This window comes from Micromonospora profundi (assembly GCF_011927785.1).
In the GTDB taxonomy this organism is placed as follows: domain Bacteria; phylum Actinomycetota; class Actinomycetes; order Mycobacteriales; family Micromonosporaceae; genus Micromonospora; species Micromonospora profundi.
The window spans coordinates 1,001,411-1,021,208 of the sequence record NZ_JAATJK010000001.1 but is presented as its reverse complement, the minus strand read 5'-3'; the positions used below and the strand labels follow the sequence as shown (position 1 = coordinate 1,021,208).

Here is a 19,798-nt window from a genome sequence, read left to right as displayed (position 1 = left end):
ACGGCACCGCACACACCAGTGAGCGTGATGACTCACAGGTATATATATACCTGTGAGTCATCACGCTCGTCTCGACCACCCGCCTCGGCGGAGGTGACGCTGGCGTCAGGCGACCACGGAGACCATTCGGCCCGGGACCACGATGACCTTGCGAGGTTCCTTGCCGGCCAGGGAGGACGCCACCGCTTCCAGCGCTGCCGCGCGTACGGCCTCCTCGGGCGAGTCGGCCGGGACCTCGATGCGGCCCCGGACCTTGCCGTTGACCTGCACCGGATACGTGACGGTGTCGGCCACCAGCAGTGCCGGGTCGGCGGTCGGGAAGTCCGCGTACGTCAGCGAGGTGTCGTGGCCCAGCTTGCGCCACAGTTCCTCGGCCACGTGCGGGGCGAACGGCGCCAGCATCAGCACCAGCGGCTCGGCCACCTCACGGGGCGTCGCCGACAGCCCGGTCAGCCCGTTGGTCAGCTGGATCAGCTTCGCGATAGCCGTGTTGAACCGGATGCCGTCCATGTCGCCACGGACCCCGTCGATCACCTTGTGCAGCAGTCGGCGGGTCGCCTCGTCGGCCGGGTCGTCGGTGACCCGCACCGCGCCGGTCTGCTCGTCGACGATCGCCCGCCAGACGCGCTGCAGGAACCGGTACGAGCCGACCACTGCCCGGGTCTCCCAGGGGCGGGACACCTCCAGCGGGCCCATCGACATCTCGTACACCCGGAAGGTGTCGGCGCCGTACGCGGCGCACATGTCGTCGGGGGTCACCACGTTCTTCAGGGACTTGCCCATCTTGCCGTACTCGCGATTGACCACCAGGTCGTCCAGGTAGTACGCGCCGTCGCGCTCGACGACGTCCTCGGCCTGCACGTAACTGCCGCGCGAGTCGGTGTACGCGTACGCCTGGATCATGCCCTGGTTGAACAGCTTGCGGAACGGCTCGAACGACGACACGTGCCCCAGGTCGAACAGCACCTTGTGCCAGAACCGCGCGTACAGCAGGTGCAGCACGGCGTGCTCGGCGCCGCCGACGTACAGGTCGGTGCCCCCGCAGTCGCCCTCGCCGCGCGGGCCCATCCAGTACCGCTCGTTCTCCACGTCGACGAAACGCTCGGAGTTGGTCGGGTCCAGGTAGCGCAGCTCGTACCAGCAGGAGCCGGCCCACTGCGGCATCACGTTGGTCTCGCGGGTGTAGCGCTTCGGGCCGTCGCCCAGGTCCAGCTCCACCTCGACCCAGTCGCGGCGACGCGACAGCGGGGTCTCCGGGTTGGAGGCCGCGTCGTCCGGGTCGAACGTCTTCGGGGAGAAGTCCTCCACCTCCGGCAGCTCGACGGGCAGCATCTCCTCCGGCAGGGCGATCGCGGCGCCGGTCTCGTCGTAGACGATCGGGAACGGCTCACCCCAGTAGCGCTGCCGGGAGAACAGCCAGTCCCGCAGCCGGTAGGTCACCGCGCCCGTACCGTGGCCGTTGGCCTCCAGCCAGGCGATGGTCGCCGCCTTGGCGTCGGCGACCCCCAGGCCGTTCAGGTCCAGGCCGCGCTCGGGCGCGGCGCTGTTGATGGCCGGGCCGTCACCTGTGTACGCCTTGCCGTCGAAGCCCTCCGACGGCTGCACGGTACGGACGATGGGCAGCTCGAAGACCTCGGCGAACGCCCAGTCCCGCTCGTCCTGCGCGGGCACCGCCATGATCGCACCGGTGCCGTAGCCCGCCAGCACGTAGTCGGCGATGAAGATCGGGATCTGCCCGCCGGTGACCGGGTTGGTGGCGTACGCGCCGATGAAGACGCCCGTCTTCTCCTTGGAGTCGGACTGCCGCTCGACGTCGGTCTTGGCGGCGGCGTCCTTGCGGTACGCCTCGACGGCGGCCCGGGGGTTGGCGTGCCCGCCGGTCCAGGCGTCCCTGGTGCCCTGCGGCCAGACGGCCGGCACCAGCGCGTCGACCAGCTCGTGCTCGGGCGCCAGCACCATGTAGGTGGCACCGAAGATGGTGTCCGGTCGGGTGGTGAACACCCGCACCGGCGCCTGCGCGGTCGGGAAGTCGATGTGCGCGCCCGTGGAGCGACCGATCCAGTTGCGCTGCATCAGCTTGATCGGCTCGGGCCAGTCCAGGCTGTCCAGGTCGTCCAGCAGCCGGTCACCGTACGCGGTGATCCGCATCTTCCACTGCTTCAGGCTGCGCTTGAAGACCGGGAAGTTGCCCCGGTCGGAGCGGCCGTCGGCGGTGACCTCCTCGTTGGCCAGCACGGTGCCCAGCCCGGGGCACCAGTTCACCGGCGCCTCCGAGACGTACGCCAGCCGATGGTCGTCGACGACCTGGCGGCGCTCGGCGACGCTCAGCTCCGCCCAGGGGCGGCCGTCCGAGGTGGGCCGGTTGCCGCCTTCGAACTCGGCGATCAGCTCGGCGATGGGCCGGGCCTTCGCGGCGTCGCGGTCGTACCAGGAGTTGAAGATCTGCAGGAAGATCCACTGCGTCCAGCGGTAGAAGTCGGTGTCGATCGTCGCCACCGAACGCCGCTCGTCGTGCGCCAGACCCAGCCGACGCAGCTGCACCTTGTACCGCTCGATGTTCTGCTCGGTAGTGGTCCGCGGGTGGGTTCCGGTCTGCACCGCGTACTGCTCGGCGGGCAGGCCGAACGCGTCGAAGCCCATCGCGTGCAGCACGTTGCGCCCGGCCATCCGCTGGTAGCGGGCGTAGCAGTCGGTGCCGATGTAGCCCAGCGGGTGGCCCACGTGCAGGCCGGCACCCGACGGGTACGGGAACATGTCCAGCACGTACAGCTTCTCCGCGCCGGCTCGCGGGTGACCCGGGTCGGCCAGTGGGCCGCTCGGGTTTGGCGCGTGGAAGGTGCCCTCGCGCGCCCAGGTGTCCTGCCAACGGACTTCGATCTCGTCGGCCAGGGCCGCTGTGTACCGGAACGGGGGGATGTCGTCCGCCGGTGCGGCTGCCTCACTCATCGTCTCTCCTCGCTTCACTTCGCTTCGTCTCGGCACCGCCGGGCCGGGCCGGTCCTCTCGGCGCCACCGGCGGCGAGCCGGCGGCGGGCACGAAAAAGCCCCTCGCGCAGGAGGGGCCGCCGTGCTGTCGCGCGATCAGCGCATCAGCACGGCCCGGTAAGAAGCAGGAAGACTCCGGCCATGTCCGGCAGTGTACCCCTGTCCCGAGGCGGACAGACCGGACCCCGCACCGGCCGGATCCGATCCCCCGACTCGGCGAATATCCGTACGTAACCGACCGACTACCTGCGGGGGTCGGCGATAACGACAAACATGGTTAGCCTGAGAGGCCAGTGAGATTCCTGCGGCAAACGAGGCTCGGCGTCGCGAACCCAACGGCGGGTCCAGGTGCTCTCAACAGAGCTGCCGTGACGGCGACGAGGAGGAGGCCCGTGACACAACAGACCTGGGACGAGGTTGGCGGCCTACTGCCGCACGACGAGTTCCGCGCCGCCAGCGAGGCCATTGTGGCCAACATCGAGCAGGTCATCGAGGGCAAGACCGCCACCGTGCGGCTTGCCCTTGCCGTCCTCCTCGCCGAAGGACACCTCCTCATCGAAGACGTTCCCGGCGTCGGCAAGACCAAGCTGGCCAAGGCCCTCGCTCGGTCCATCGACTGCACGGTGCGGCGCATCCAGTTCACCCCCGACCTTCTGCCCAGCGATGTCACCGGCGTCAGCGTCTACAACCAGGAGACGCACGACTTCGAGTTCCGTCCGGGTGCCGTCTTCGCCAACCTCGTCGTTGGCGACGAGATCAACCGGGCGTCGCCGAAGACCCAGTCGGCGTTGCTCGAGTGCATGGAGGAACGCCAGGTCACCGTCGACGGCGTGACCTACCAGCTGCAGACCCCGTTCATGGTCATCGCCACCCAGAACCCGATCGAGATGGAGGGGACGTACCCGCTGCCCGAGGCGCAGCGGGACCGGTTCACCGCCCGGATCGCGATGGGCTACCCGGACGTCAGCGCCGAGCTGGCCATGCTCGACGGGCACGGTGCCACCGACCCGCTGCACGAATTGCGCCCGGTCTCCGACGCCAACATCGTCCGGCAGCTCATCTCCACCGTCCGGCAGGTGCACGTCGCGGACGCGGTCAAGCAGTACGCGATCGACCTGGTGACCGCCACCCGCGAGGCCCCCGACCTGCGCCTCGGCGCGTCCCCCCGGGCGACCCTGCAGCTGCTGCGTACCGCCCGGGCGGTCGCCGCCCTGGAGGGCCGCGACTACGTCCTCCCCGACGACCTGCAGGCCCTGGCGGTGCCGGTGCTGGCCCACCGCATCATCCCGACGGCCGACGCGCAGCTCGCCCGGCGTACCACCGACGCGATCGTCTCGGAGCTGGTGCACCGGCTGCCGCTGCCGCACGACCGGCAGCGCAACCCGTACGACACCCGGCCCGCCACCGGCAACGGTCGCGCCCCCTACGAGCCGCGGAGGCCGTGACGTGCGTGCCGGGCTGCGCGGTCTGACCACCCGCGGGCGCTCGTTCCTGGCCGCCGCGGCGGCGGCGGCCATCTCGGCCTTCATCCTGGGCGAGAAGGACCTGCTCCGGGTGGCCGTACTGCTGGCCATCCTTCCGCTGCTTGCCGCCGCCTACGTGGGGCGCAGCCGCTACAAGTTGGCCTGCAACCGGTCGCTGGACCCGCACCGGGTTCCGGTCGGGGCGAACTCGCGGGTGGTGCTGCGCCTGCAGAACCTGTCCCGTCTGCCCACCGGCACGCTGCTGCTGGAGGACCGGCTGCCCTACGCGCTGGGCAGCCGGCCACGGGTCGTGCTGGAGCGGCTCGGCGCCCACCAGGCCAGCTCCGTCGCGTACACGGTGCGCGCCGACGTGCGTGGCCGCTACGACGTGGGCCCGCTTGTGGTCCGGATGACCGACCCGTTCGGTCTGTGCGAGCTGACCCGGGCCTTCCCCAGCACCGACCACCTGACGGTCATCCCGCAGGTCACTCCCCTGCCGTCGGTCCGGCTCCCCGGGGAGTACGCGGGCAGCGGCGACAGCCGGGCCCGGTCGGTGGCGGTGCACGGCGAGGACGACGCGGCGACCCGGGAGTACCGGCGCGGCGACGACCTGCGCCGGGTGCACTGGAAGTCGACAGCGCGCACCGGTGAGCTGATGGTGCGCCGCGAGGAGCAGCCGTGGGAGAGCCGGGCCACTGTCGTCCTGGACACCCGCGCGTACGGCCACCGGGGTGACGGGCCGACGGCGAGTTTCGAGTGGGCGGTCTCCGCGGCCGCGAGCATCGCCGTGCACCTGCGCCAGTCCGGCTACAAGCTGCGCCTGGTCACCGGCTCGGGGGTGGACGTGGACGCCTCGGAGGGCGGCGGCGACGGTGTGCTGCTCGATCATCTCGCGGAGGTCCGGCTGGACCAGCGGGCCGAGCTGGCGGGCCTCGTGCAGCGGGTACGGCAGCGTGCCGACGGCGGTCTGATCATCGGGCTGTTCGGCGCGGTGAGCGTGGCCGAGGCCGAGTTGCTGGCCGGGCTGCGCGGCAACGGCGCGACGTGCGTCGGGTTCCTGTTGAACAGCTCCGGGTGGCTCAGCCTGCCGGAGAAGGCCCGCGCCGAGGCGGAGCACGCGCACGGCGCCGCCGTGCTCGCCATGGTGCAGAGCGGTTGGCGGGTGGTCGGCGTCGACCACGGTGGCCGGCTGCCGGCGCTCTGGCCGCAGGCGGGCCGGGGTTCCCAGGGCTTCGCTCTGCGCGCCGCGCTGGCCGAGACGGTCGCCGGCGGCGTGCGATGAACGGAAGGTCCCCCTCATGATCGCCAGTCGGAACATCGGTGCGGTGGCGGCCGCTGCCACGCTGCTCGCCGCCGCGCCGCTGTCGGCCATCTTCCAGAGCTGGACGTGGCTGATCCAGTCGGCCATCGCGGTCGCCGTGGTGGCCGGGGTCGCCGCCCTGACCCGGCTGGTCCGGGCACCTCTCTGGGGTCAGGTGCTCGGCATGCTGGCCGCGCTGACGCTCGCGCTGACCTGGCTGTTCCCCAGCGGTGGCGAACTGTTCGCCGTCCTGCCCACGCCGACCACGTTCGGGCACTTCGCCGACCTGCTCGGCGGCTCCATGCAGGACATGCGCTCGTACGGCGTCGAAGTTCCGGACACGGACCCGCTGCTGTTCATCACAGTGCTCGGTGTCGGCGGGGTGGCCGTGCTGGTGGACGTGCTGGCCGTGGGTATGCGCCGGCCGGCGCTGGCAGGGCTGCCGATGCTCGCCATCTACTCGGTGCCGGTCGCCGTCTACGTGGACAGCGTCCCCGCGCTGCCGTTCGTGATCGGCGCCGCCGGATACCTGTGGCTGCTGGTCAGCGACAACGTCGACCGGGTCCGGCGGTTCGGCCGCCGGTTCACCGGCGACGGCCGCGACGTCGACGTGTGGGAGGCGTCGCCGCTGGCCTCTGCCGGCCGCCGGCTCGCCGTGGTCGGGGTGGTGGTGGCGGTGGCGCTGCCACTTGCGGTGCCCGGCATGACCGGCGGGCTGCTCGACAGCCTCGGTGGCTCGGGCAACGGCTCGGGCAACGGCCGCGCGGGATCGGGAGGGTCGACGGGTCGGATCGACCTGTTCGCCTCGCTCGCCGGTCAGCTCAACCAGTCCGAGGTGGCAGACCTGGTCAAGGTGACCACCTCCGAGCCCAACCCGTTCTACCTGCGCTACGCGGTAGCCGACGAGCTGCGCCCCACTGGTTTCCAGGCTCGTAATCCGAGTGGCCGGCCGGCCAACCGGGACCTGCCGGATCCGACCGAGCGGGCCGGCCGAGGGGTGCAGCAGACCAGCTACCGGGCGACCGTCGAGGTCACCAAGAGCCTCAACATGTCGCTCATGCCGGTGTACGCCGAGCCGGTACGCACCGAGGACCTCAACAGCAACTGGCTCTACGACCCCAACCAGCAGGTCGTCTTCTCCAACCGGGAAAACTCCCGGGGCCGCAAGTACTCCTTCGACTACATCCGTTCGACGTACACGCCTGCCGCGCTGCGGGCGGCCCAGCCGTTGGCGGCCGACCACCCGGTACGCCGCCAGCTCACCGCCACCCCCGGGCCGGTGCCCGAGGTGGAGGAGCTGGTCAAGGGGCTGATCCAGGGCAAGCGCACCGACTACGACCGGGTGCTGTCGATCTACCAGCACTTCTCGTCGGACAACGGGTTCAGCTACCGGCTCAGCACCGAGAGCGGCAGCAGCGGCCAGGACATCGTCGACTTCCTGACCAACAAGGTCGGTTACTGCCAGCAGTACGCGGCGGCCATGGCCTGGCTGGTCCGCTCGGCGGGAATCCCGGCACGGGTGGCGTTCGGGTTCACCAATGGCAGCAAGCGCGACGGCGAAACGTACACGCTGACCAACCTCAACCTGCACGCCTGGACCGAGGTCTACTTCGGCGGGATCGGCTGGGTGCCGTTCGACGCCACTCCGGCGTACGGCGTACCGGGCTCGACCCGTTCGGCCTGGGCTCCGGACACGGACGCGCCGGAGCCGTCCGCGCCGCAGAGCGGTGCCACTGACACCCCGACCGACGCTGACCCGTCCGCCGGCCCGGCCGGCCCGGACAACGCCGACCGGGACACCGACTCCGGGCTCTCCCTCGCCGGTGAGGAGCCGGCCGAGCAGGCACCGGTGTGGCCGTGGTGGGCTGCCGGTCTGCTGGCCCTGATGGCGCTGCTGGCGGTGCCGGCTCTGCGCCGGATGGCGTTGCGCCGGCGGCGGGGTGCCCGGGCCGGCGCAGCGGTGACCGCCACCACCAGCGGCGAGGTCCAGCCGGCCGACGGGGCACCTGTGGTGGTGGTCGGCCCGGATGCCAACCGTGCCCGCGCGGACGCGCACGCCGCCTGGGCGGAACTGCTCGACACGATGGTCGACTTCAAGGTCCTTGTCGACCGCACCGAGACACCTCGGGCAACAGCGGACCGGCTGATCCGGGACACTCTCACCGACGACTCGGCGGCGGTCGGGGCGGCACGGCTGCTCGGCCGGGCGGAGGAGCGGGCCCGGTACGCGCGGGACCCGCTGACCGGTGAGCCGTTGCTGCCGGCGCTGCGCGCGGTGCGCGGTGCGCTTGCCACCCGGGCGGACCGGCGGACCCGTCTGCTGGCCGCCGTACTGCCGCCGTCGGTGCTGCTGCGCTGGCGGGTCGGCATGGCGGACACTTCGGGGCGTCTGGTGGCGCTGACCGGGCGGGCCCGCTATCGGCTCCTGCGCTGGAGCCCGCGTCGGATTCTGGCAGACCGCGCGGCCCGCTGAGCCCGACCGGCCGCGCGGCCCGCTGAAGTCGAGCGGCCGCGCGGCCCGTTGGAGTTCGGCCGGCCGCGCGGCCCGTTGAACTCAAGCGGCCGTGCGGCCTACGTTCGGTTGGTGCTCGGTCGTGCAGGGGGCGCGCGTCCGCTGATCGCATCAGCGCATGGTCGTCAGCCACAACGACAGGCCCGGCGGAGGACACGCCGATACGACGGCGGTCGCCGGAGCTGTTTCCGGCGACCCGCTCGTCGCGGTGTGCGGCCCGCCTCAGCGGCGGGACGGGTTCAGCGGTGGCCCTCCGGGCGCTGCCGCCACCTGTCTTCCATCCGGTCCAGAAGCGACGGCCGCCGACCTGATCGGCCACCGCGGGGACGACGACGACTCGTCGTGCCGCCCACCACGTGCAGGTCAGGTGACTGCGCCTTACGGTGCGACTGCACCGCGAACGCGGCCGACGCCAGCATGACGACAAAGCCCGCCACCGCCAGCGGTGGAGTCTTGATCACCGCGCCATAGACCAGTAGAGCCAAGCCAGCGATGATCACGCCAGCAGCGACGAGCAGGCGACGCCGCGCGTGGAAGCGCGGATCGCTGGCGCGCACGGCCGAGGCGAATTTGGGGTCCTCGGCAAGCGACCGCTCGATCTGCTCGAACAGCCGCTGCTCGTGCTCCGAGAGCGGCACGGCACTCCTCCCCGGTCACGTTGGTCGGACCCACTCGGGCCGACAGACCGTGGCAGCCATCCGGCTGCTTACCCGCAAGTCTACGAGGGGGGTCGCGCGTCGGAAAGCGGGACGACCTACGGGTGGGTGGGATTTTCCTTTTGCCGAGCGTCAGGGTCGCCTAACAGACTGGCCGGACCTATGACGGACCGCCCGAAACGGGCAGCGGCGGCGTCGGCGGCAGCTTCCGCCTCCCGCCAACCGCGCTCGGGCGCGCCGAGGGTGAGCTGCCGGGGCGCGCCCTGCGCCGAGGAGAGCCCTTCCACCCGGACACCGACGAGGCGAATCCGCTCGCCAGGGTCCAACGCGGTGTAGAGAGCCCAAACGGTGTCGAACATCTCACGGGCGGTGTCGGTGGCAGTGCCGAGGGTGCGGGATCGACTGACGGTGCGGAAGTCGGCCAACCGCACCTTGAGCGACACGGTGCGCCCCACCTGACCGGAGCCGCGCAACCGGACGCCGACCTTCGCGCTGAGCGCCAGCAGGGCACGGCGGATCTCCAGCGGGTCGGCCACGTCGGCGTCGAAGGTGACCTCGGCGCCGATCGACTTGTCGACCTGCTCGGGGCTGACCCGTCGCGGGTCACGCCCCCACGCCAGCTCGTGCAGGTGCGCGGCCGATGCGGCGCCCACCGCCCGGCGGAGCATGCCCACCGGGGCCTCGGCGAGGTCGCCGACGGTGGCCAGGCCGAGGCGGCGCAGCGTCTCGGCGGCCCGCTCCCCCACTCCCCACAGCGCGTCGACGGGCAGCGGGTGCAGAAATTCGAGGACCTGCCCGGGCGGCACGACCAGCATGCCGTCGGGTTTGGCCCGGGTGGAGCCCAGCTTGGCCACGAACTTGGTGGGCGCCACCCCCACCGAGCAGGTCAGCGCCTGCTCCTCGGCGACCCGGCGGCGGATCAGCCGGGCGATCGTCGCCGGGGAGCCGAACAGGCGGCGGGCCCCTGTCACGTCGAGGAACGCCTCGTCGAGGGAGAGCGGCTCGACCAGCGGGGTGACGTCCCGGAAGATCTGCATGACCGCGCGGGAGGCTTCCGTGTAGGCGCTGAAATCCGGAGGCAGGTAGACCGCGTGCGGGCAGCGGGCGCGGGCCTGACTGGTCGGCATCGCGCTGCGCACGCCGTAGCGGCGGGCCTCGTAGCTGGCCGAGCTGACCACGCCGCGCGGCCCGACGCCGCCGACCACCACCGGTCGTCCGCGCAGATCGGGTCGGCGGCGCACCTCGACGGCGGCGAAGAAGGCGTCCATGTCGACGTGCAGGATCGGGCTGTCGGAATCGTCGGCGTCCGGCCCGAAGCGCGGATCGCCACCTCGGGGCAACGACTGGCTGCGGCCCATCCCGGCAGGTTAACCCGGAGGTACGACAGCACCAGCCGCCGACCGGCCGGACCGTACGCCGGTCAGCCCCGCACGACAAGCAGCGGGACTGTCAGCTCGGCGGCGGTGTCCGAGCCGTGGTACGCCACGAGTCGGGACGCCATCGGCGGCTCGGTCCGGGTGGCCATGACCGCGTACGTGTCGTTGCAGATCACCACCACGTCGCCGATGCGGCCCAGATGGTCCTCGGGCACCGGCCCGAACCACCCGCCGGCCACCACCTCGTCCCGGGTCCGCACCCGTGCGGCGTCGCCAAGCACCTCGGACCAGGCGGCCACCACGTCGTCGACAGCACCCGGCTCGACGTGCAGGTACCGCACCCGGGCCTCCCCCGCCACCACCCGTACGCCGGCGCGCAGCCGCAGGTCGGTGTCCAGGTCGAAACGGTGCGCCACGGGCACGTCGAGTTGCCCGTGGTCGGCGGTCACCAGCAGGGCCGCGTCCGGGGGCAGCCCGTCGACCAGCCGGGCCAGCAGCGTGTCCACCTCGGCGGCGGCGATCCGCCAGGGCTCCGAGTCGACCCCGCTGACGTGCCCGTGCCGGTCCAGGTCGGCGTGGTAGCCGGAGACAAGTGTGGGGCCCGGGCCGGCGGCCAGCGCGGCCAGCATGGTGGCGGCCACCGCGTCGACACCTGCGGCGCCTCGGAAGTCACCGCCCCGGTTGGCGGCGAGCGTCAACCCGCTGCCGCCGAACTCCGGCCGGCTCACCACTGTCACCGCCACCCCGGCGGCGCGTGCCCGCTCGAACTGGGTGGGCACCGGCTGCCAGCGCAGCGGCGACGGATCGGCGGCCCAGACGGTGTGGGTGAGCACCCGGTCGGTGCCGGGCACCCGCACGGTGAAGCCGAGCACCCCGTGCGCGCCGGCCGCGACGCCCGTACCAAGCGTCACCAGGCTGGTCGGGGTGGTGGACGGGAAACCGGCGATGAGCGGGCGGGCCACCGTCGCGGCGAGCCCGGCGAGGGTCGGCGCGTACGGGGCGGCGGTCGGCAGCTGGTACCAGCCGAGCCCGTCGACGAGCAGCACGGCGACCCGGCGTACCCCGGCGAGGGAGGGGACCAACCCGAGCGGGTCGGCTGAGCCGGGCACGCCCAGTACGGCGAGAGCGCTGGGCAGCACGTCGGCGAGACGGCCGCCGCCGTGGTCCGGGCCGAGAACGGCCAGCGGTGCCGGAGGTGCGGTCATGCGGGCCGGCGGGCGAACAGGTGCAGCTGGGCCGCCAGATCCCGGTACGGGGGCTGGGCGGCCAACGCCAGTTCCAACTCGACCAGGCCGGCCGGCTGGCCGTCGGCGACGGTGGCCGGCAGCAGGTCGGCGAGCACGCGTACCCCGTGAATCTCCTCGACCGCGAGCCCGGCGGCGGTGAGCAGCGCGGCGGCGCCCGGGGCGTCGTAGCGTCGTCGCAGGGTGTCCCGCGCTCCGGCGGTGCCGGCCGGGTCGGCCGCCAGTGCCGCCGCGACGTCCAGGTGCCCGTTCATCGCCCGGCCCAGCACGGCGGCGGCCCGGCCGGCCACGAGCACGCTGGCCGCGCCGCCGGGGCGCAGCGCGGTGGCCAGCGCGGTCACCACAGGCGTCGGGTCGTCGACGACCTCCAGCACGGCGTGGCAGAGCACCAGGTCGACGCCGGCCGGCTCGACAAGCCCCGCGAGGGCGTCGCCGTCGCCCTGCACGGCGACGATCCGGTCGGCCACGCCGGCCTCGGCGGCCCGGCGGGTGAGCGCCGCCAACGCGTCGGGGCTGGCGTCGACCACTGTGACCCGGTGCCCGGCGCTGGCAAGCGGGACGGCGAAACCGCCGGTGCCACCGCCCACGTCCAGCACTGTCAGCTCGGCGTCGCCGCGCCGGTCCAGCTCGGCGCGGAGCACCGACCAGATCACTGCGGTACGGGGGGTCAGCGGCGGCCCGGCGAACCGGCCTCGGGTCTGCTCCACCCGGTCGAGCCTAGTCACCCGGTCCAGTCGTATCGCGGCCGTATGGCAGGTGGAACCAGCCGTCCGGCCGGTCGGGACGCGACCGCCCGGCGGGTCAGGACTCGCCGCCCTCGGCCTCGTCCTCCGCGCGGGACCGCCGCTCGTTGGCGACCGGGCCGTTCGTCACCTCGTACTCGCGAGGATCGGCGAGGTGCGACGGCATCCAACCCGCGCCGAGCCGGGTCCGTCGGGAGTTGGCGATTCCACCGGTGTACGCGTGATTCCCCAGCACTGTTCATCTCCTCATGGATCACGGGCGGCTCTGCCCGCTCAGCACGAGTGTCCCGTCCAGCGTCGCCGGAAACCGTAATGTGGATCACTGGATCAGCGAAAGTCACGGGACGCGGGGCTGACCGGCGGCTCAATGGGGTCCAGCCGGTCGGCGACCAGGTTGGTCACCCCCTCGTGCCGTTGCAGCCGCCCCCGGACCACAAGCGCGGCGCTGGTGCGGGCCACCCGCCGGTAACGCTGCCACAGCCCCGGCGAACAGGTGACATTCAACATCCCGGTCTCGTCCTCCAGGTTGAGGAACGTGACACCACCCGCGGTGGCCGGGCGCTGCCGGTGGGTGACGATGCCGCCGACCCGGATCCGCTGGCCCGGCTCCACCCGGCCGAGCCTGGCGATCGGCACCGCGCCGAGCACGTCGAGCTGCCCCCTGATGAACCGGGCCGGATGGCTCTCCGGCGACAACCCGGTCGCCCACACGTCGGCGACCAGCCGGTCCACCGCCTCCATCCCGGGCAGCGTGGGCGCCGCCGCGCCGGTCACCGTGCCGGGCAGCCGGCCCGGCCGGTCCTGGGCCGCCGCGCCTGCGGCCCAGAGCGCCTCCCGCCGGGTCAGCCCGAAACAGGCGAAGGCGTCCGCGGTGGCCAGGGCCTCCAGCTGCGGTGCGGTGAGACCGACCCGCCGGGCCAGATCGGGCATGTCCCGGTACGGCCCGTGCGCCGCCCGCTCGGCCTCGATCCGCTCGGCCACGTCAGCCCCGAGGGTACGCACGCTGGACAGCCCGAGCCGGACCGCCGGCCCGCCCAGCCCCCAGGCGTGCGGCGGCTCCCCCGGCCCGCTGCCCCACCGGGTGCCCGGGGTGGATTCCAGCACCGCCAAGGCCCCGCTGGCGTTGATGTCGGGGCGGCGGACCTCCACCCCGTGCCGGCGGGCGTCGTCGACAAGGGTCTGCGGGGAGTAGAACCCCATCGGCTGGGCGTTGAGCAGCGCGGCCAGGAACGGCGCCGGGTGGTAGCGCTTGAGCCAGGAACTGGCGTACACCAGGTAGGCGAAGCTCATCGCGTGGCTCTCCGGGAAGCCGTAGCTGGCGAACGCGGTGAGCTTGCGGTAGACGTCGTCGGCCAGCTCACCGGTGATGCCCCGCTCGGCCATCCCGGCGTAGAGCCGGTCGGCGATGCGGTTCATCCGCTCGACCGACCGCTTCGCGCCCATCGCCCGGCGCAGCTGGTCGGCCTCGGCCGCGTCGAAGCCCGCCAGGTCGATGGCGAGCTGCATCAACTGCTCCTGGAACAGCGGCACACCAAGGGTCTTCTCCAGGGCGTTGCGCATCAACGGGTGCGCGAACGTCACAGGTTCCTGGCCGTTCTTACGCCTGATGAACGGGTGCACCGAACCGCCCTGGATCGGGCCGGGCCGGATCAGCGCCACCTCCACCACCAGGTCGTAGAACTCGCGGGGCTTGAGCCGGGGCAGGGTGGCCATCTGGGCGCGGCTCTCCACCTGGAACACCCCGACCGAGTCGGCCCGGCAGAGCATGTCGTAGACCTCGGGGTCGTCGAGCGTCATGTCACCGAGATCCAGCCTGGACCCGATCATGTCGTAGCCGTAGTGCAGCGCGGAGAGCATGCCGAGGCCGAGCAGGTCGAACTTGACCAGGCCGACCGCCGCGCAGTCGTCCTTGTCCCACTGCAACACGCTGCGCCCGGGCATCCGCCCCCACTCCACAGGGCAGACCTCGATCACCGGCCGGTCGCAGATCACCATGCCTCCGGAGTGGATGCCCAGGTGCCGGGGGAACGTCTGCAACTCGTTGGCGTACTCCACCACCTGCTCCGGGATGCCCTCGACGTCGACAGTGGCCACCGAACCCCACCTGTCGATCTGCTTGCTCCAGGCGTCCTGCTGCCCCGGTGAGAAGCCGAACGCCTTGGCCACGTCCCGCACCGCCGACCGGGGCCGGTAGGAGATGACGTTGGCGACCTGGGCGGCGTGCTCCCGGCCGTAGCGGGTGTAGACGTGCTGGATCACCTCCTCCCGGCGATCGGACTCGATGTCCACGTCGATGTCCGGTGGGCCGTCCCGCTCCGGGGCGAGGAACCGCTCGAACAGCAGCCGGTGCCGAACCGCATCCACGTTGGTGATCCGCAGCGCGTAGCAGACCGCCGAGTTGGCCGCCGACCCCCGGCCCTGGCAGTAGATGTCCTGCTCACGGCAGAACGCGACGATGTCGTAGACCACAAGGAAGTAGCCGGGGAAGCCCAGCTCCTCGATCATGTTCAGCTCGTGGTCGAGCTGCGCGTACGCCGCCGGGTGCGCCTGCGGCGGGCCGTAGCGCTCCCGCGCGCCGTCGGCGGTCAGCTTCCGCAGCCAACTCATCTCGGTGTGCCCCGGCGGCACCGGGTACGCCGGCAGCCGCGGCGCGACCAGTTGGAGGTCGAAGGCCAGCTCCGCGCCGAACTCCGCGGCCCGCGCCACCGCACCCGGGTACGCGGCGAACCGGGCCGCCATCTCCGCCCCGCTGCGCAGGTGGGCGGTGGCCGCAGCGGGCAGCCACCCGTCGATCTCGTCCAGACTGCGCCGGGCCCGTACGGCGGCGACGGTGGTGGCCAGCCGACGTCGGCCCGGCGTGGCGTAGTGCACGTTGTTGCTGGCCACCGTCGGCAGCCCGGCCGCGGCGGCCAACTCGGCGAGCGCGTCGTTGCGGTCGGCGTCGACCGGGTGACCGTGGTCGGTCAGCTCCACCGCCACCGTCTCCGCGCCGAACAGCGTGGTCAGCCGGTCCAACTCGCGGGCCGCCGCGTCCACGCCCTCGCTGAGCAGCGCCGCCGGCACGTGCCCCTTGCGGCAGCCGGTCAACACCAGCACGTGGTCACGCAGCTCGGCGGCGACCTCCTCCAGCTCCCCGTAGACCGGGCGGCCCTTCTCCCCGCCGCGCAGATGCGCGCGGGCGATGGTGGTGGCCAGCCGGGCGTACCCCTCATGGCCGTGCGCGAGCACCAGCAGGTGCGTGCCGTGCGGGTCGGGTTCGCCGTTCTGCGGGCCGGGCAACCCCAGCGAGAGCTCCGCGCCGAAGATCGTCGGCAGGCCCAGCGTACGGGCCGCCTCGGCGAACCGGACCACGCCGTAGAAGCCGTCGTGGTCGGTCACGGCGAGCGCGGTGAGCCCCAGGCGGGCCGCCTCCTCGGCCAGCTCCTCGGGGTGGCTGGCGCCGTCCAGGAAGCTGAAGTTGGTGTGCGCGTGCAACTCCGCGTAGGGCACCACATCGTCGGGACGGGCCAACTCTGGCGGCTGGTACTGCTCGCGGCGGCGACTCCAGGCCGGGGAGTCCCCGCCGTCGGCGTCCACGGCGAGCGGGTCCACCACGTGCAGGTGCCGTTCACCCCGGCTCGCCCGGCCGTCCCCAGAACGGCCCCCGCCGGGACGGCCATCGCCAGACCGGCCCCCGCCGGGACGGCCGGAGAGCACCTGCTCCAGCTCCGACCAGGGCATCTTCGGGTTGTGGAAGCTCACCTGCACGCCCCCAGGGCGCCCACCGGCTTGATCCACTCGACATCATGGAAATCGGGGTGTCCGAAGGGGCGGGATACCCCGATTTCCGTGATGCCGAGTCGATCACGGCTAGGCCGGCGTCCATCTGAACGCTCAGTCATAGATCGCCTCCACCAGCCACTGCCCGGCCTCGACAGCGAGCAGCAGAGCGGTGCCATCGGCCAGGCAGACCTGGAACCGGGCCCGCCTCCGCGCCTCGGCCGGAGCCCACCATCGCTCGTCCACCGGCCACGGGCCGGCCCAGCCGACGATCTCCGCTGGCCGACCGGTGCCGACCACCAGCCGGGCAAGCGGGGCGCTCACCGCCAGCCGCGCGCTGATCACCACCGCCTCGCCAGCGGCGTCATGCACGGTCGCGGCGAGGGGGCTCGGCAGCACCACCGCTGGTGAGGGCCGCGGCAGCCGACCGGGCCACGGCGGAACTCCGCCCCCACCACGGCCAGCAGCCCGACCAACGCCAGCAGCTCGGCCAACTCCAGCTGCCCGGCCACCGCCAGCAGCTCGACCGGCACCAACGGCCCGACCAGTGCCTCCAACCTCGCCGGCGCCGGCAACCCCACCAGCGCCAGCAACGCCTGGAGCCTGGCCAGCATCCGCGGCCCGCCGAGCGCCCGCCACCCCGCCGGCGCCGGTGTCGCTGCCAGCGATGGCGGCCCGGCCAACGCCAGCCGCGCCGCTATCGCCCGCAACCCGACCGCCGCCCGCAACGCCGCTGGCGCCGGTGACACCGTCAACGCCCGCGACCCGGCCGCCGCCCGCAACGCCGCCGGCGCTGGCAGCACCCGGAAACCGGCCGTCGGTAGCGATCGGCTCGTCCGGCAGCGGTGGTGGGCCGGGACGGTCGGGGAGCCGTTCGTCGCCCCAGGGCACCAGTCGCACCTGGTCGGTCGGGGAGCGCCCGCCGCCGAGCACCGCGGTGACCACTGCTTCCGGGCCGAGGATGCCCTGCACACGGCTCAACGCCCGGTGCGCCCGTTCCCGCTCTTCACCGGTCTCCCCCCAGAGACCGACCTGGAGGCCAGCCTGGGCGATCACTCCGTCCGGGACCAGCCGCAGCCGGATGATGCCAGCCGTCGGCCGGGCCGGGCGGGCGCCGGCACGACCGTTGCTGCCGGAAAGCCAGCCGTCCAACTGCCAGCGCACTCGATCGGCGATGGCCGCTGCGGTGAGCAGACCGTCGTGCCGCCACACCCGGTGCAGTTCCTGCCCGTGCGCGGTGACCGCCTCGATGCCGAGCCGGGTGCAGGCCAGCCCGTACCCGGCGAGCCGGTCGTGCAACCGTTCCGCCAGCGCGCGGGCGGCGAACGCCGCCGCATCGACCCGGTCGATCGGCTCGTCGTGCTCGGCGGTCACCGTCAGGTCGGTCGGCGGCTGCCGGACGGCGAGCGGGCGATGATCCCGCCCGGCGGCGAGCCGGTGGGCCAGCGCGCCGTCGAACCCGAACCGGGCCAGCACGTCGCCGGCCGGCAGCGCGGCGAAGTCACCGAGGGTCCGCACTCCCAGTCGGCGCAGCAGATCGGCAAGCGCCGACCGGCCCAGCGCCTCGACCGGCAACCCGGCCAGGAACGCGGGCGTCCCACCCGGTGGCACCACCCGGCCGGCGCGGGCGGCCAACCCGGCGGCGAACACCCCGTCGGCGATGCCCACCTGGCTCTCCACAAGGCACGACTGGGCGACATGCTCGATGATCCGTTCGGCGGCCGCCTCCTCGCCGCCGAGGTAACGGCTCGGCCCCCGCGCGGCCACCGCGCAGGCGCCGGGACGAACCACTTCGACACCCGCTACCAACTCCTCCACGGCGGCGACCACCGGCTCGAACGCCCGGGCGTCCCGGCCCGGGTCGTACTCCACGACGGTGAGCTGTGGGCAACGGCTCTGCGCCTCCCGCTTGCGCAGCCCTCGACGTATCCCCTCGGCGCGGGCCTGCTCGGAGCAGGCGACCACCCGGTTGTCGTGCAGGACGGCGACCGGACTCGTGGCCGGCACCCCGTCGACGATCTCGGCGGCGAGCACCGGCCAGTCCGGACACCACAGCAGCAGGGTCCGGACCGGCGAGCCGGTCACCCGGTGCCTCCCGGACCGCACCCGGCCCGCACGACCCCGATCAACCGCACCGCCGTCGATGGTCCGGACCAGGGGTCGATCCGACCGACCACGCAGCCCGCACCTCCGGCCGGGCACACCGTCGCGGGGACACATCTGGTTGCCCCGACCACCGACGTCACGCCGGGCCGACCAGGGTGAGAGAGCCCGGTCGACCGGCTTCGGCACGGGACCTGTCACCTGCCGGCGACGCCGGACGAGGCCGCTCACCGGCCGACGACGCCGGACCAAACCGATCACCCACCGGCGACACCTGATGGGACTGCTCACCGGTCGACCGCACCGGACCAAACCGATCATCCGCGGACGGCACCGGGTGAGGTCGTCCGTCGAAGGGCACCGTCGATCGTCGGCCCACGGTGGAGGACACCGCCCGGGGAATCACCCGGGTGAGCTCGTCACCGGGGAGCCAGACCTTGATCTCCTTGGGTCGTGCGGCCGCTCCGCGTCCGCGCGCCGAGACGGTGACCTCCCGGCGACGCAACCGCCCCCGCCCCTGGCCGAGCCCTTCCCAGAGCCCACGGACCACCTGCAACGTCACGTCCGCGCCGTCCCACCGGCCGTACGGGACGAGCACACTGCCGCGCTGCCGGGCCCGGGCGGCCAGCCGGGTGGCGACCGAGGCGGAGACGGCGGCCGGTACGGCGGTGACCACGACGTCCACCCCGTCGATCAGCGCGGCGACCACAGTGGCCCATTCGGGGCCCGGGTTCGGCACCAGGGCCAGCCGGTCCAGGGCGATGCCGAGCTCGGCTGCCGCACCCGCGCCGAGCGTCGGCACTCCGACCACGGCGCACCACGAGCCGGCCCGGGATGCCTCGGCGAGCAGGGCCAGCACCAGCGAGGTGCCACCGCTGCGCTGGGGTTGACCGGCGGCGACCGCGATGGTGCTGCCTCGGCGCAGACCCCGGTTGGGCAGGAGGCCGGTCAGCTCGGGTGCCACCGGTAGCACCCGCTGGTCGGCGACCGGATCGGATGCGCTCGCCGGGCGTACCAGATCGGCCAGAGCAGCGGAACCGACCACCATGCGGCCCGCCATCGGACCAACCCCCCGTCGTTGCTGTGGAACAGGTCAGGACCGGCCAGCCGTGACGTCGACCGGCCGGCGGCCGGACGGCCGGCGTCGTGGCGGGATCAGGCGGCGAAGCCGTCCAGGGCCGGCTGGTGGGCCACGCCGAGCGCGGTCTCCACCACCGTGACGAACTGCTCGGCGGCGCGGAGCAGGTCGTCGGCCTCCCGGGCGGTGACCACCCGTGGGATGCCGGCCTCGGCAGCGGCCCGTTTGCTGGCCCCGGCGGCGAAGAAGCGGGCCCACTCGTCGAGCTCGGGGGCGACGGCGCAGAGCAGGACCCAGACGCTGGTGATCCGGTTACGCCGGCTCGGCGCAGGCCGAGCCCGGGCGGCGAGCAGGGCGGCCGCCGCGCGCAGCGCCGCCAGATGGGCGGCCGCGTAGCGCAGGCCGTCAGGTCCGGTCTGGTTGGCCTCGACAAGCCCGCGCCGGGCCAACCTGAGCAGCTGGGCGGGGGTGCGGTGCGGCAGCACGTGCGCCGGCACCGTCGGTGCCTGAGCTGAGTTGGTCGGCATGGCTGTCTCCTCCACGTGGCCGGGCGTCGACCGGCGCAGTGGTGCCGCCAGC

At 73.0% G+C, this 19,798-nt stretch carries 12 protein-coding genes and 1 pseudogene; 3 read left to right on the top strand and 10 right to left on the bottom strand.

Annotation, left to right across the window (positions count from 1 at the left end; genetic code table 11):
- Nucleotides 1-105 precede the first annotated feature (105 nt).
- Nucleotides 106-2,946: a leucine--tRNA ligase gene (gene leuS, locus F4558_RS04575; RefSeq protein ID WP_167943286.1), complete on the bottom strand. Its 2,841-nt coding sequence runs from the start codon at nt 2,944-2,946 to the stop codon at nt 106-108.
- Nucleotides 2,947-3,377: 431 nt separating this feature from the next.
- Here leuS and F4558_RS04570 point away from each other — a divergent pair, with 431 nt between their 5' ends.
- From F4558_RS04570 to F4558_RS04560, 3 genes are read left to right on the top strand one after another with little or no spacing between them, the layout of a single operon-like run.
- Complete coding sequence (locus F4558_RS04570; RefSeq protein ID WP_053658073.1) at nt 3,378-4,430, top strand: AAA family ATPase; 1,053 nt, start codon at nt 3,378-3,380, stop codon at nt 4,428-4,430.
- 1 nt (nt 4,431) lies between these two features.
- Nucleotides 4,432-5,730 carry a DUF58 domain-containing protein gene (locus F4558_RS04565; protein ID WP_053658071.1) on the top strand — a complete coding sequence of 433 codons (1,299 nt, stop codon included), beginning with the start codon at nt 4,432-4,434 and terminating at the stop codon, nt 5,728-5,730.
- Nucleotides 5,731-5,746: 16 nt separating this feature from the next.
- Complete coding sequence (locus F4558_RS04560; protein ID WP_053658068.1) at nt 5,747-8,221, top strand: transglutaminase TgpA family protein; 2,475 nt, start codon at nt 5,747-5,749, stop codon at nt 8,219-8,221.
- 278 nt (nt 8,222-8,499) lie between these two features.
- On the opposite strand, the gene F4558_RS04555 is transcribed toward F4558_RS04560, so the two are convergent.
- The 9 genes and pseudogenes from F4558_RS04555 to F4558_RS04515 all read right to left on the bottom strand — a co-directional run bounded on the left by F4558_RS04555 (nt 8,500) and on the right by F4558_RS04515 (nt 19,746).
- Complete coding sequence (locus tag F4558_RS04555) at nt 8,500-8,898, bottom strand: SCO2097 family morphological protein (RefSeq protein ID WP_053658066.1); 399 nt, start codon at nt 8,896-8,898, stop codon at nt 8,500-8,502.
- Between the two features lie 116 nt (nt 8,899-9,014).
- Entirely contained in the window at nt 9,015-10,274 is a 1,260-nt protein-coding gene (locus tag F4558_RS04550) for a DNA polymerase IV (protein ID WP_167943285.1), read from the bottom strand.
- Between the two features lie 62 nt (nt 10,275-10,336).
- Nucleotides 10,337-11,497, bottom strand: coding sequence for an alkaline phosphatase family protein (locus F4558_RS04545; protein ID WP_167943284.1), 1,161 nt, complete (start codon nt 11,495-11,497; stop codon nt 10,337-10,339).
- Complete coding sequence (locus F4558_RS04540; RefSeq protein WP_053658059.1) at nt 11,494-12,261, bottom strand: methyltransferase domain-containing protein; 768 nt, start codon at nt 12,259-12,261, stop codon at nt 11,494-11,496. The genes F4558_RS04545 and F4558_RS04540 overlap by 4 nt, the downstream gene beginning before the upstream one ends.
- 76 nt (nt 12,262-12,337) lie before the next feature.
- A complete protein-coding gene (locus F4558_RS04535) occupies nt 12,338-12,514 on the bottom strand; it encodes a hypothetical protein (protein ID WP_167943283.1) in 177 nt (58 codons plus the stop codon).
- Nucleotides 12,515-12,606: 92 nt separating this feature from the next.
- The gene (locus F4558_RS04530) at nt 12,607-16,020 is read right to left on the bottom strand and encodes an error-prone DNA polymerase (protein WP_053658336.1); all 3,414 of its coding nucleotides are present in this window, start codon (nt 16,018-16,020) and stop codon (nt 12,607-12,609) included.
- A 132-nt stretch (nt 16,021-16,152) separates the two neighbouring features.
- The gene (locus F4558_RS04525; protein WP_167943282.1) at nt 16,153-18,123 is read right to left on the bottom strand and encodes a DNA polymerase Y family protein; all 1,971 of its coding nucleotides are present in this window, start codon (nt 18,121-18,123) and stop codon (nt 16,153-16,155) included.
- Between the two features lie 397 nt (nt 18,124-18,520).
- Nucleotides 18,521-19,201: pseudogene (gene imuA', locus F4558_RS04520) on the bottom strand (DnaE2-dependent mutagenesis accessory factor ImuA'); the annotation flags it as partial.
- Between the two features lie 95 nt (nt 19,202-19,296).
- Nucleotides 19,297-19,746 (bottom strand): SAV_6107 family HEPN domain-containing protein, encoded by a 450-nt coding sequence (locus tag F4558_RS04515; RefSeq protein ID WP_167943281.1) that lies wholly within the window; start codon nt 19,744-19,746, stop codon nt 19,297-19,299.
- Between the last annotated feature and the right edge of the window lie 52 nt (nt 19,747-19,798).